Source organism: Bradyrhizobium vignae, from assembly GCF_004114425.1.
GTDB classification, from domain to species: domain Bacteria; phylum Pseudomonadota; class Alphaproteobacteria; order Rhizobiales; family Xanthobacteraceae; genus Bradyrhizobium; species Bradyrhizobium vignae.
Genome location: NZ_RDQF01000030.1, coordinates 44,829 through 58,595, shown reverse-complemented (window position 1 = coordinate 58,595; position 13,767 = coordinate 44,829). Strand labels below are relative to the sequence as shown.

Genomic DNA, 13,767 nt, shown 5'->3' with positions numbered 1-13,767 from the left:
AATCCGGACTCGGAGCATGGGAACGTTGGTTCTGCTCGATCTCATGGGCGGCGTTGCGCTGTTGTTGTGGGGCCTGCACATGGTCCACAGCGGGATCTTGCGCGCCTTCGGCCCCGACCTGCGGCGCCTGCTCGGCAAGGCGCTCAGCAACCGCGCCAGCGCCTTCGCCGCCGGCCTCGGACTCACCGCGCTGCTCCAGAGCAGCACGGCAACGGCGCTGATCACGTCTTCGTTCGCGGCCGAGGGGCTCGTCAGTCTCGCCGCCGCGCTCGCCATCATGCTCGGGGCCAATGTCGGCACGACGCTGATCGTCCAGGTGCTGTCGTTCAACATCGCCGCCGTTGCGCCAGTGCTGTTCGTGCTGGGGCTCGTCGCCTTCCGCGCCGGACCGCGATCCCGGATCAAGGACGTCGGGCGTGTCTGCATCGGCCTCGGCCTGATGCTGCTCTCGCTGCACATCCTGCTCGACACGCTGGCGCCGGCGGAGAACGCGCCCGGCGTCCGCGTCGTGATGTCGGCCATCACCGGCGACCCGGTCTTGTGCATCGTGATCGCCGCCCTCGTCACCTGGGCGGTGCATTCGAGCGTTGCCAGCGTGCTGCTGATCATGTCGCTGGCCTATTCGCAGTTCATTTCGCCCTATGCGGCCCTCGCACTGGTGCTCGGGGCCAATCTCGGCAGCGCCATCAATCCCGTGTTCGAGGGCGCCAGGCGCGACGACCCCGCAAGCTATCGCCTGCCGGTCGGCAACCTCATCAACCGCGTGGTTGGGATTGCGCTCGTCCTGCCCTTCCTGGGCGCGATCGCTGCGCACATGCACGCCTGGCAGCCCGATCTTGCCAAGATGACGGCGGCTTTCCACATCGCCTTCAATGTCGGCACGGCCGTGCTCTTCATCGGCCTCCTCGACCCCATGTCGCGCCTGCTGAACCGGCTGCTGCCCGATCGCGTCAAGGAGGCCGATCCGGCCCGGCCGCGCTATCTCGACGAGACCGCGCTGGAGACGCCGTCACTTGCGCTCGCCGACGCCGCCCGCGAGACCTTGCGCATGGGCGACCTCGTCGAGGTCATGCTGCGCAAGGTGATGGCCGCGATGATGATCGGCGACCGCGCGCTGGTCGACCAGGTTTCGAAGACGGACAATCTCGTCGACGGTCTCGACGAGGCCATCAAGCTCTACGTGACGAAATTGATGCGCGGCAGCCTCGACGAGAGCGAAGGACGGCGTGCGATGGAGATCATCTCCTTCGCCATCAACCTCGAACATATCGGCGACATCATCGACAAGAGCCTGAGCGAGCTCGCCACCAAGAAGATCAAACGGCGCTTCCAGTTCTCGGCGGAAGGGGCCGAGGAACTCGCCGCGTTCCACAAGCGCACGATGGACTCGCTGCGCATCGCCTTTGGCGTCTTCATGTCGGGCGACGCCAACGAGGCGCGCAAGCTGCTGGTGGAGAAGACGGCGCTGCGCAACACCGAGCTTGCCGCGGTCGAGCGCCATCTCGACCGCCTGCGCGAGGGCCGCCCCGAAACCATCGAAACCACATCGCTGCATCTCGACGTGCTGCGCGACCTGCGCCGCATCCACTCGCATATCTGCTCGGTCGCGTATCCCGTGCTGGACGCAGCCGGGGAGCCCTATCGTAGAGCCGAGGCGGAAACGGCCGCCCTGTCCGCCTCAGGCGCGGCCTCGGTGTTGCCGCGATAACCCTTTGATCAGCGGTCCAGTGTCTTCGAGGCGGTGCCGCGGTTCTTGACGATCAGCATGATGTTGCGGACATAGATGATGGTCGCGAGCGCCTGTCCGAGGATGATCACGGGCTCGCGCTTCACGACGCCGTAGACCAGCGTCATCAGCCCGCCGCCCATCGAGCAGAACCAGAATGCCATCGGCACCACGCTGTTGCCGGCGCGCTCGCTCGCGATCCATTGCACGAGGAAGCGCGCGGTAAAGAACAGCTGGGCAACCAGGCCGAACGCCAGCCAGAAGTCGAACTTGGCGATGAAGACGTCGTACAGATAATTGCTCAGCGCCTGACCGTATTGGATGATCATGCATTCACCTCGGTCACCTCAGGCGTCGGCTTCTTGCGGCGGATCAGCCACCACACGCCGGCGAGATCCATGATGCCGATCCACAGCCGGTCGAAGAAGCCGTAGTTCGATACACCCGAATGCCGCGGCCGGTCGATCACGTCGACATAGGCAATGTCGTAGCCTTCGCGGCGGACCAGCGCCGGCAGGAAGCGATGCAGCCCGTCGAAATACGGCAGCATCAGGAAGACGTCGCGCCGGAACGCCTTCAGTCCGCAGCCGGTGTCGCGCGTGCCGTCCTTCAGGATGCCATTGCGAACGCCGTTCGCCACGCGCGACTGGAATTTCTTGAAGCCGGTGTCCTTGCGCCCGACGCGTTGGCCGGCAGCGAGACCGACGCGTCCTGCCCCCTTCTCGACCGCCGCGATCAGGTCCGGCAGGAAGGCCGGATTGTTCTGGCCGTCGCCGTCGAGCGTCGCCACGATTTCCCCGCGCGCCGCGCGTACGCCGCTGCGCACGGCTGCGGATTGGCCGCCTGACCTCGCATGGCGGAGCTGACGCAGATTGCTCCGCTGCTTCATGATGGCGGCAAGCCGCTCACCGGTCGCGTCGGTTGAGCCGTCGTTGACGTAGATGATCTCATAGGCCCAGCGGCCATCGAGCGCCGCCGTGATCTCCTCGATCAAAGGCGCGATGTTGTCGGCTTCGTTGCGCACGGGAACGACGATTGAAACCGAAGGCTGGGACGTCGACAAATCGAGGCTCGTGGTTGGAATTGACCCGCCCAGGGAACCGGCGTCCCGGCAGGCAGCCGCTTTTATGGGGCGGATGCCCCGCGGGCAACCCTTTTGAGGCGGTCCGAAACCGTCCCTGAAAGCGGCACGATGGTGCCGTCGGCGCGGATGGCAAAGCCGAGCCTTCGGGCCGCAAACCAGTAACGGACGGCCATGGCCCCGACCATGCCGACCAGGGCGCCAGCCACGACGTCGCTCGGGTGATGCGCGAGCAGCACCAGGCGCGTCAGCAGGATCACGATTGCGTAAGTGAACATGAACAGGCGCAGGCGCGGCCACAATGCCGACACGGCAAACGCCAGGGCGAAGGCTGCCACGGTATGGCCTGACGGCAAGCTGGCGTAGGCGCCCGTCCCCTCGAACGGTATGAAGTTGAATGGATTGGCCTGGCCGCCGACAAATGGACGTCCGCGGCCGATGAGATATTTCAGGATCTCAGCGACGAACGCCGACACGGCAACCGACAGAAACATGAATTGCAGCCGCGTGCCGAAGCCGAGCAGCAGCGCGCGGCGGCTTCCGTGCATTCCGGCCGCGACAAAAGTCAGCGCCACCAGCGCAGCCCCCAGCACGGAGAGCACATACTCGTCCTTGCCGAAATCGGTGAGGATGCGGATCGGCCACAGGCTGGGTGTGCCGCGCGGCGGCATCAGCAGGATCTCGGTCTGATCAAACCCGACCATCAGCACGATGACCAGCGCTGCGCCCGCTGCGCTGAGCCAGAGCGAGTGCCGTGCCAGTCTACGGGCGGCCTCGGCCCGGCGCGAATGCGATGGCGAGCGGACGAGCTGCACCAGGGCGCGCCAGGACACGGCGAGCAACTGCGCGGGATAGCCGCCACGCGGCGCAGTGTCGGTCGGGACGCTCATCCTATTGGGTGCCTTCCGACCGGAAGATCGAAATCGAGATCGCGCGCCCTTGCGAGAAATTATAGCCGTCGATGCGCGCGCCGACCTTGTAGCGCAGCCCGATCGCCTCGGCGCGCTGCACGAAGCTGCGCTCCGAGCGCTGCTCGATCAGCGCGAAGCGGCAGTTCCCCTGCCGCAGGAAGTCCGCCGCACCAGAGCCATCCGTGAGCAAGGTCTGAGTGCCCACCAGAAAGACAAGGCTCGGCTCGTGATAACCAGCCGCAGCCGCCTTCGGTCCGACGCAGGTGACATTGCGAAGCGCGCGCGCGATCTCGATGCTCGGAAACAGCGGCGTCAGTGACGGCAGCACGATGCCGTAGACCGTCACCGCCAGCATCAGGGCTGCGACCAGCGCGTTGAGCAGCGAGCGCTCGGCGCGATTGTTGTCGTAGAGCCACCAGGCGAACAGGCCGAAAATCAGCGCGGCCGCGATGAACGGCCAGGCCACGAAGGCCGGCTGCCGCGTCAGCATCACCGCGCCCACGACCGCGATGATCGAGGCGGCGGCGGGGATCGCGAACCACCACGCCGAACCGCGCGTCAGCCAGGAGCGTGACAGCACGCGCCGCTCCAATGCGCCTGCGGTAAGGATCGCGATCGCCGGATACAGCGGCAGCACGTAATGCGGCAGCTTGGTCAACACCGCCTCGAATACGATCCAGGACGGGATCAGCCAGGCCAGCAGAAACTGCGCGCCGGGCTCACGCCGCGCCCGCCACACCGCCGGCGCCGCCATCGCGGCAAGCGGCGCGCCCGGCCAGAACGTGATCCAGAACAGCGCCAGGTAGAGTCCCGGCGGCGCACCGTGGGATTCCTGGGCCCCTAACTTGCTCAGCATGTCGCCACCGACGGAATCGGCGAAGAAGGCATCGCCCGCGCGCCAGAAGATCGCGACGAACCAGGGCAGCACCAGCACCAGCATCCACATCAGGCCCCAGAGCGGGCGCAGCTTCCACAGCCAGGAGGCGTCGCGGTCCTGGATCGCAAGCGCGACGATGGTGAGGCCCGCGAACATCAGGATCAGCGGACCTTTTATCAGGATGCCGACCGCGAGCGCGCTCCAGAAGATCGCGGGCCAGCTCCAGGGCGGATGCGTCTCGTCCTCGGCGCGCTGCCAGGACAAATAGGCCCGCGCCATCGCGCCCATCGCGGCGACGACGCAGAACAGCAGCATGGCATCGGTCTTGGCGAGGCGAGCTTCGACGCCGAGCAGCACGGACGCGCACATCATCAGCGCCGCCAGCACCGCGGCGCGTCGCGTGACGAAGCCGAGGGCGGCCCAATAGGTCATGAGAACGGCGCCGATCGCACCCATCAGGGAGGGCAGCCGGTAGACCCAGATGCGCAATTCGGCCTTCGGCAGCTTGAGCATCGACGCGGCTTCGACGGTCGCCGATTGCAACCAGTAGATGCCGACCGGCTTCTTGTAGCGGACGTCCTCCTGGAAGCGGATATCGACATAGTCGCCGCTCTCGACCATCTGCTTGGTGGCCTGGGCGAAGCGCGCTTCGTCGCGATCGATCGGCGGGATGGTGAAGAAGCCGGGCAGGAACAGCAGCAGCGCGCAGAGCACCAGGAAGCCGACCGCGCGCGCATGGCTGGCCGTGACGATGTCGAGCATGCGCACGAGCCCGCTGCCCGGATTTGCGGGCGATTTCGACTCGCGCGGGGCTCCAAAACGGGGGCTTGGGTAGGTCTCGGCCATTGGTTCCGCTTACGCTGAAACCGCCATCGCCACAACCGCTTAAGGAAGGGTCATTGAATTCGAATGACGACTGTGTCCGCGGCGCCCGTGGCGTCGATCACGGTGAGCCGGGCAAAGCCCGGACCGGGCGGATCGATCAGCCGCTGACGGCGGCCGTCAATCTCGCCAAGCGCAGTGCCGTTAACCATGACGGTCATGGGCAGCACGCCGCCGGCGACTTTGACCGGCATGGCTGCGCTTTCCCGGCCCCCCGATCGATCGACGTCGATCCGCGAGCCGTTGAGCGGAAACTGAATGTGCAGCGCCTGCTCGCCTCCGTTGCGCACCAGTTCCCCGACCGGGCGGAACCGCTTCAGGGGCAGCGGCAGCTTGGCGTTGCCGGCCACCAGGGTTCCCCGAGGAGCCTTCGGCAACGGCGCGAGCGTCTTGCCGCTGCGGGCAAAGGCGTCGAACAGGATGGGTGCGGCGGCGACACGTCCGATCAGCCCGGGAACCGGCGCGCCGTCCGGACGGCCGACCCAGACGCCGATGGTCATACGGCCGTCGAAGCCGACCGACCAGGCGTCGCGATAGCCGTAAGAGGTCCCGGTCTTGAACGCGATCCGGTTGTGGGCGGCGTTCTCCGGCGGTGGCGTTCCCAGCAGCACGTTGCCGACCTGCCAGGCCGCGACCTGATCCAGCAGCCGGAGCGGCTCACGGTCATCCTTGTCGGCCATGATCTCCCGCAGTGGCTTGGTGGTGCCGAGACGGGCAAAGCCCGCATAGAGCTGGGCGAGGTCCTGGAGCGTGACGCCAACGCCGCCGAGACCCATGGCGAGCCCTGGCGTCTCGTCCTTGGGCAGAACCAGATTGCCGCCGGCCTGGCGCAGCCGCGAGGCCAGCCGGCTCGAGCCGACGCGGTCGAGCAGCACGATGGCGGGCACGTTCAGCGACAATTGCAGCGCCTTCCTCACCGGCACCGTGCCCTGGAACGTCATGTCGAAATTTTCCGGCGCGTAGGAGCCGAAGCGGACCGGCCGATCGTCGATCAGGCTCTCCGGATGGACGAAGCCATCCTCGAAGGCGAGCCCATAGATGAAGGGTTTCAGCGTCGAGCCCGGCGAGCGGATGGCGCGGGTCATGTCGACCTGCCCTGCCCGGCTCTCGTCGAAATAATCGGCCGAGCCGACGCGGGCGAGCACGTCGCCGCTCTCATTGTCCACCACGATGATGCCGACCGAGATGTTCGGCCCAAGCGCAACGGCGCGGTCGCGCGCCAGCGGCTCCAGTACCTTCTGCAAGTTCGCATCGAGCGTCAGCTTGATGACCGGCTTGTCCTTGACTGTCGAAAGCGCGGTGTCGGAGGCGTGCGGCGCCAGGATCGGCATCGGCTTGCGCAGTTTCGGCACGGGCACCGCCTTGGCCTGCTTGGCGTCGTCGGCACTGATCACGTGCTCCTCGACCATGCGGTCGAGCACGCGATCGCGCGCCTTGCGCGCCGCATCAGGGTAGCGGTCGAGCCGGCGCGTCTCCGGCGATTGCGGCAGTGCGACCAGCATTGCGGCTTCCGCCAGCGACAGGCGCTTCGGCTCCTTGCCGAGATAGGCGATGGACGCCGCGCGGATGCCTTCGAGATTGCCGCCATAGGGTGCGAGCGCCAGATAGAGATCGAGGATCTGCTCCTTGCTCATGCCGCGCTCGATTTCGATCGCACGCACCATCTGCCGCAGTTTTGCGTAGAGCGAACGTTGCCGCCGCGGCTCCATCAGCCGCGCGAGCTGCATGGTGATGGTCGAGCCGCCCGAGACGATGTGGCCGCGCGTCCCGAGCTGCAACGCCGCGCGCCCCAGCGCCAACGGATCGATGCCGTCATGGGCATAGAAGCGCTGGTCCTCATAGGCGAACAGCAGCTTGAGATAAGTCGGATCGACGTTGGTCCTGGCATCGACCGGCAACCGCCAGCGCCCGTCCGCCATGGCATAGGCGCGCAGCAGCTTGCCGTTGCGGTCGACGATGGTGGTGGAGACCTGGCGTGCTTCCTCGAGCGGGAGAGGACCGAGGGAGTAGACCCAGGCGACGAAGCCGGTGATGGCGAGGATGAGGGTGAGAGCGGCGGCGGAGAGGAGGCGAAAGGCGAGTTGCGCTCTCCGCTCGTCATGGCCGGGCTTGACCCGGCCATCCACGCCGTCATCCACCGCCTGTGCGGCCGCGGATGCCCGGGTCAAGCCCGGGCATGACGACTGATGATGTGGCTCCGCTGCGCTCATTCACTTCAACTCAGATTCGAGCCCGGCTCACTTCGCCGCCCGCACCTCGACGGTGCCCGTACCGGTGCGACCATAGCGCGAGGGATTGTACATGTCCTCGACATAGGCTTGCGGCAGCACGTATTTGCCGGGCGAGACCGCGCGCACGAGGTAGGCGACGGTGAAGACCGACTTGGAATCCGAGGCCCGGTCCACGGCCGCAGTGAAGCGGTCGTCACGGAACTCGGTGTCTTCGGGCTCCTCGCCATCCTCGATCCAGTCCAGCGTGCCGCTGTCGCCGGAGGACACCAGCTTCGGGTTGTCGATCTCCAGACCCGCCGGCAGATAGTCGGACACCATGATGTGACCGTATTCGGGCTTGGCCTCGGTGATCTTCAGCACCACCGCGAAGCGCTGGTTCTGCTTGACCTTGCTGACGTCGGCGGGCTTGCCGTCGAGCGTGAAGTAGCTGCGCTCGATCTTGAAGCCGTTGGACGCCGCCGGCTCCGGAGTGACCGGAGAGCCCGACACCGAGACCACCGCCTGCACCGGTGCGTCGCCGGTGTTGGTGATCTTCAGCGGCTTGCCGCTCAGCGCGTCCGCCTTGTAGCTGCGATAGAGCGCAGTTTTGACCGGCTGGCCGTCCACCTCGATGGACAGGTTCTCCTTGGCCAGCGCCCGCGCCGCCAGCACCAGCCACGCATTCTCCTGCGTAGAGGTGTAGGGCGTGAGTCCACGCGCGGTCTCGACCCGCGACACTGCCTGGGTTAGCGTCGTCCTCGGCGCGTTGCCTTCGCTGGCGAGCGAGACCAAAGCTGCGGCATCGCGAAGCTGCGAGCCATAGTCGGTGCGGCCGAACTCGAGCACGGGCTTTGGCGCGAGGCTGTCGAGCGCGGCGCCATAGACCCGTTCGGCGCGGTTGCGGTCGCCGACCAGAGCGAGCGCCGCCGCAAGCTGCGACTTCGCAATCGGCGTTGCGAGGTTGGCGAGCTTGGTGTCGGCGAGATAGCGGAGATCGCCGATCGGCGCTGCGCCGTTACGCGCGAGCACGTAGAGGCCGTAGGCGAGATCGCGCCCACCGTCCTTTTCCGGCTCGTTGGCGTTGACGACGGAGTTGCGGATCCGATCGAGCGCGTTCTTGAACAGCACATCAGGCACCGCAAAGCCCTTTTCGCGGGCCCGGGTGAGGAAGTCCGTCACGTACGCGTCGAGCCAGGCATCGTCGCCGCCCGCGGACCACAGTCCAAACGAGCCGTTCGAGCCCTGACGCGCCAACAGACGTTCGATGGCGTCGCGGATGCGCTGGTCGACCTCGGTGTCCATGGCGAGGTGCGCGCCGGCCGCGAGCTCGTTGACATAGAGCAGCGGCATGGCCCGGCTGGTGATCTGTTCCGAGCAGCCATAGGGATAGCGGTCGAGCGCTTTCAGGATCGTCGCCGCATCGAGCGCGGTCGACAGGCTCGCCGAGACCGAGACGCTGCCGGTGCCCGGCACGAGATCACTGAACATGTCCGAGGTCAGCGTCAGGCTCTCGCCCTTCGCCAGCGTGCGGATCGAACGCCGCGCCAGCACCTGCGTCGCTGCCTTGACGTCGAACGCGTAGTGCCGCGCCAGCGCCAGGCCATTCGGCCCCTTGATGTCGACGTCGAGCGTCGCCTGCCCCGCCGCGGTCGCATCGAGCGCGAGCGCGAAGGAGTTGCGCTGCTTGGCGGCGAGCCTGACCGCGGTGGCGGGATTGCCGGTCATCTTCACCGGGCCGCCGGTCTTCACGTCGATGACGTAGTCGCCGGCCTGGCCCTCAACATTGTCGATCTCCAGATTGACCGTGCCGTGGTCGCCGTTGAGCAGGAAGCGCGGGAGCGTCGTCGTCAGCACCACGGGATCGCGGATCACGACATCGGTGTTGGCGCGGCCGAGCTTGGTCGCGGTCCATGCCACGGCCATCACGCGCGCGGTGCCGGCAAACTCCGGAATGTCGAAGCTCACTTCCGCAGTGCCGTCGGCAGCGACCGTGACGATGCCGGAATAGAGCGCGAGCGGCTTCTGCGTGGGCGGTGAGCCCTGGAGCTCTCCCGCACCGGCATCGCCGCCGGACTTGATCTGGCCGCGCGTGCCCGACATGCCGTCGATGAGCTGCCCGTAGAGATCGCGGATCTCGGCGCTCAGACGGCGCTGGCCGAGATAGTAATCATCCGGCGCCGGCGGCTTGTAATTGGTGAGATTGAGAATGCCGACATCGACCGCGGCGATGACGATTTTGGCGTCCTCGCCCGGATTGAGACCCTCGAGCTTGACCGGGATCTTCAGCGTGGAGTTCGGCCGGATCAGCGCCGGCGGCGTCAGCTTCACCTGCAGCGTGCGGGTCTGCTTGTCGATACCGAACCATTTCAGACCGATCGCCCGGCCCGGCATGCGCTGGGCGGCGGCATCGAGCGGACGGCGCAGCGTCGCCACCACATAGGCTCCGGTGCCCCAGTCCTTGCCGACCGGAAGCTTGACCTGGGCGGTGCCCTCCTTGACGTCGATGGTTTGCGTCGTCAGCAGACGGTCGCCGAGCACGTTGATGGTGAGCTTGCCGGCACTGCGCACATTGACCGACACCGTCATGGTGTCGCCGGAGGCGTATTGCGGCTTGTCGATCGAGGTCTCCAGCAGGTCCGGCGTATCGGCGCTGCCGTCGGAATACCAGCCGACATCGAACTGCACCGAGGTCACCGGGCCGTCAGCGTCGTTCGACTTCACATCAAGCCGGTAGCGGCCGGGTTGCGGCGTGAGCGAGATCCGCGCCGGGTTGTCGGCAGGGATCGTGACGTCGCCGTCGGCGACGCGCGAGGTCGATTTGACGGGCTCGTACTCCCAGTAATTGTTCTGGCGATACCATTGGTAGCGCGACTCCATCTTCAGGAGCTCGTAGCGCAGGCCGTCGCGGCGCAGCGTCTTGCCCTCAGGCGAGACGAACACGACATCGAACTCGGCCTTGTCCCCCTCGGCGACGTTCTTGTCTCCGAACAGCGGCTTGATGCCGATCTGCGCCGCGGCTGGCGCGACCGGCAGCACGATCTTGCGCTCGACGGCGCGGCCGCCGGTCTCGACCATGCGGACGAAGATCTGCGCCTCCTGCGGCCGCGTCGAGGTCGGCTGCTTGTCCAGCGTGACCGGGAAGGTGGCGACGCCGTTGGCATCGGCCTCGGGGAGATTTTCCAGCGGCGTGCGCTCATTCGAGGTGGTCTCCTCGTCGGCGACGCCGAACTGGTAGCCGGCAAAGCCCGGGCGTTCGCTCGCAGGCGCGATCAGCATGTCGCCTTCGAGCGCAAGGCCCGAGGCCGGCGCGCCATAGAGGAAATGACCGTCGGCCTTCAGCTCCACTGGAGCGTTGGCCTTGATCACTTTGTCCTTGGCGGACAAGTCGAATTCGATTCTATCGGGCACGTAGTCCTCGACCATGAAGGTGGTCTCGCCGACGGAGGAGCCCTTCGGATCGGTGAAGGCGCGCACGCGCCACGTCCCGGTCGGAACGGCCGAATTGAGCGGCACGGCGAGCGTACGGCCTCCGGCGCCCTGGTCCGCCAGCGAGGCGCGGCGGAATTCGACGCCGTCGGGGCGCTCGACCACCAGCGTCATCGGCCCGCCGGTGACGGCATTGCCCTGGCCATCGCGCAACAGCGCGGTCAGATAGACGGTTTCGCTGGAGCGGTAGACGCCGCGCTCGGCATAGACGAAGGCGTCGGCTCCCGCCGGAACAGCGCGCCCCGAGACGCCGCGGTCGGACAGATCAAAGGCGGAGGTCTTCAGGCTCAGGAAGGCATAGTCCGCCTTCTCGCCGGTGACCGTCAGCATCGCCGGCGACAGGCCGCCCTCGCCGCGCGCGAGGCCCGCCTCGAACAGCACGTGACCGGAATCGTCGGTTTTGCGCGTCGCCAGGATCTCGTTGTTGCGGGCGACCAGCCGCACCTCGGCCTTGCCGACCGGATCGGTCGAAGCCAGCGAGTTGACGAAGACATGGATGCCGTCATTGCCGGAATAGGCCGACACCCCGAGGTCGGAGACGATGAACCATTGCGTCGCGAGCTGGTAGTCGTCGTCCGAACCGGGGCTCTTGGCCGCGGCAGTCATCACGTAGACGCCGGGCTGGAGCTCGCCGAGCGCCTGGTCGACCGGGAACGCGGTGGTGACGTCCTGGTTCAGCGTCATAGCGGTCGAAAGCTCGCCGGACCAGACCTTGACGCCGCGCTCGTCGCCGAGATCGCTGAGCTGGTACTTGGTCAGCGTCTTCTGGAAATCGCTGTCGACCACCGTGTTGATCAGGTTGCGGTCGCCGATCCGGAAGACGTTGATGTTGACCGCGGGCGTGTTGACGCTGACCACGGGAATGCCGCGCTGGCCGGTCCGCGGCAGCACATAGGCGCGGCTGGTGAAGCGCACGAAGGGCTTGCGATCGCGCACATAGATGTTGAACTCGGCCGATTTCGGCAGGCCCTCCTTCACCGTGGAGGGCAAGCCGGCGCGCAGGTTGATGTTGTAGCGTTCGCCGTGCTTCAGCCCATCGACGCAGAGCTGCTTGCCCTCGGCCGACAGCGCCGGCTTGTCCTGCCCCGCCAGCGCCAGGAACGGCGCGAAGTCGGTGCGCTTGGCGAGCTCTTCAGAGAACTGGAAGCAGGCACGCGGGCTCGCCGAGTCCGAGTCCACGGTATAGTCGAGCAGCCGGAAGCCGTGCTCGTCGCGCATCTTCTCGTACTGCCCGCGGACATCGGCGACCTCGCGCAGGTCGAGCGACAGCCGCAGCGAATCCAGCGCCGGCCGCCACAGCTTGCGTTCGGCCAGCGACTTGCCGAGGACGGCGAGCGCGTCCGCCTCCTCGCCCGGATTGCCGGCGCGCATGTAAGCGATGTAGGCCGCGGTCGAAGCGCGCTCCAGCAGGAAGGTCTGCTCGCTCGAATTCTTCGGCCAGATCTGGAAGATCACCTTGGCGAGCCGCAGCCAGTTGCCGGCATCATCGGGGGTCGTGGCCGCAATCTGGCCGAGCACCGACAGTCCGGTGCGGTAATCATTGCGCCTGAAGGCCGCGTCAGCATCCGTGCGCAGCGTCGCGTTGGTCTTGGCGACCGGCCCCGCCTCGCTCTTGATCTGCGCCTCGAGCTTGATTGCGGAATCGGCGAGATCGTCGCGCTTGAAGGCCTTGTCGGCGGCCTGCGCCGCGTTAAGGCCGAGCGCCAGCGCGGCGCAGATTGTGACGGCGCGAACAAGACCGATCATGGATGGACTCCCGGAAATCGCGGACGAACGCCGCTTGTCGCAAGAAATGCGCGGAAAGGTGACGGACTCAAGGCGATGGAACCAAAGGTGCAAATCGTCGCATTCGCCATGAAAAGGCAAGCCCAGAGGAGACCGATCAAGATACCGCCGCGCACGCCGTCCTGATGGCGCAGCACTACCCGACCAGTCGACCGGCGGCCGTGTCCCGGAAGCTATTCAGCGGTCCCGGCGATGTGATCCATCGTCCAGTCCACTGCCGCTCAACCCGGCACCCTGACACCCCACCGTTCCGCTTTGTCGCGGCAATGAGGAAAACGGTTCGGTTCAGGCTTGGCGAAAGACCCAATTTTTCATATTGGCATACTAGATGAACGGCCAGCCGCCCAAACCGGCCGGCTCAAGACGGTCCCGTAGCTCAACTGGATAGAGTAGCGGATTTCTACTCCGCGGGTTGCAGGTTCGAGTCCTGCCGGGATCGCCAGTCCATTGACAGTCAACGTCCCTTCACGAACGCGTGGGTTAACCATACGCCGGCCTTTGAACGGCGCCGATCAGCCCTATGTAAGCGCCGGGCGAGATGCGCCCGACAGGTTTCTTAATGCAGCAATCCGAGTTGACGAGAATGGCGATCGCATCTGCGGTCGCGATCGTTGCGATGTCGTATTTGGCAATCGACGCGGGCGTGGTGAACACCAATGTGGTCACGAGGCCGGTCAAGGTGGCCGAGGCTTCGATCATTGGCACCGCAATGGGGCAGCATCACCTTGCCTTTGCCGTTCAGGATTGGGCGCGCCGCGGCCACGAGAAATCACGCCTGGAGCATTGCCTGGCGGTCGACTGATTGATGC

General features: G+C 66.3%; 8 protein-coding genes and 1 tRNA gene. 3 read left to right on the top strand and 6 right to left on the bottom strand.

Going from position 1 to position 13,767, the window contains the following annotated elements; genetic code table 11:
- The first annotated feature begins 16 nt into the window (after window positions 1-16).
- Complete coding sequence (locus EAV90_RS23800; RefSeq protein WP_129144848.1) at window positions 17-1,708, top strand: Na/Pi cotransporter family protein; 1,692 nt, start codon at window positions 17-19, stop codon at window positions 1,706-1,708.
- An 8-nt stretch (window positions 1,709-1,716) separates the two neighbouring features.
- On the opposite strand, the gene EAV90_RS23795 is transcribed toward EAV90_RS23800, so the two are convergent.
- The 6 genes from EAV90_RS23795 to EAV90_RS23770 all read right to left on the bottom strand — a co-directional run bounded on the left by EAV90_RS23795 (window position 1,717) and on the right by EAV90_RS23770 (window position 12,919).
- Window positions 1,717-2,055 carry a lipid-A-disaccharide synthase N-terminal domain-containing protein gene (locus EAV90_RS23795; RefSeq protein WP_122403304.1) on the bottom strand — a complete coding sequence of 113 codons (339 nt, stop codon included), beginning with the start codon at window positions 2,053-2,055 and terminating at the stop codon, window positions 1,717-1,719.
- A complete protein-coding gene (locus EAV90_RS23790) occupies window positions 2,052-2,789 on the bottom strand; it encodes a glycosyltransferase family 2 protein (RefSeq protein WP_122403305.1) in 738 nt (245 codons plus the stop codon). The genes EAV90_RS23795 and EAV90_RS23790 overlap by 4 nt, the downstream gene beginning before the upstream one ends.
- A 62-nt stretch (window positions 2,790-2,851) precedes the next feature.
- Window positions 2,852-3,697: a phosphatase PAP2 family protein gene (locus tag EAV90_RS23785; RefSeq protein ID WP_129144847.1), complete on the bottom strand. Its 846-nt coding sequence runs from the start codon at window positions 3,695-3,697 to the stop codon at window positions 2,852-2,854.
- Between the two features lies 1 nt (window position 3,698).
- On the bottom strand, window positions 3,699-5,441 hold the full coding sequence (locus tag EAV90_RS23780; RefSeq protein ID WP_129144846.1) for an ArnT family glycosyltransferase: 1,743 nt from the start codon (window positions 5,439-5,441) through the stop codon (window positions 3,699-3,701).
- A 50-nt stretch (window positions 5,442-5,491) separates the two neighbouring features.
- Window positions 5,492-7,603 (bottom strand): penicillin-binding protein 1C, encoded by a 2,112-nt coding sequence (gene pbpC / locus EAV90_RS23775; RefSeq protein WP_129144865.1) that lies wholly within the window; start codon window positions 7,601-7,603, stop codon window positions 5,492-5,494.
- Between the two features lie 111 nt (window positions 7,604-7,714).
- Window positions 7,715-12,919: an alpha-2-macroglobulin family protein gene (locus EAV90_RS23770; RefSeq protein WP_129144845.1), complete on the bottom strand. Its 5,205-nt coding sequence runs from the start codon at window positions 12,917-12,919 to the stop codon at window positions 7,715-7,717.
- A 404-nt stretch (window positions 12,920-13,323) separates the two neighbouring features.
- Between EAV90_RS23770 and EAV90_RS23765 the strand changes: the two genes are divergently transcribed.
- Both EAV90_RS23765 and EAV90_RS23760 read left to right on the top strand, forming a co-directional pair.
- Window positions 13,324-13,400 (top strand) — tRNA-Arg (locus EAV90_RS23765).
- A gap of 117 nt (window positions 13,401-13,517) precedes the next feature.
- Window positions 13,518-13,760, top strand: a complete 243-nt coding sequence (locus tag EAV90_RS23760) for a hypothetical protein (RefSeq protein WP_129144844.1) — start codon at window positions 13,518-13,520, stop codon at window positions 13,758-13,760.
- The last annotated feature ends 7 nt before the right edge of the window (window positions 13,761-13,767 follow it).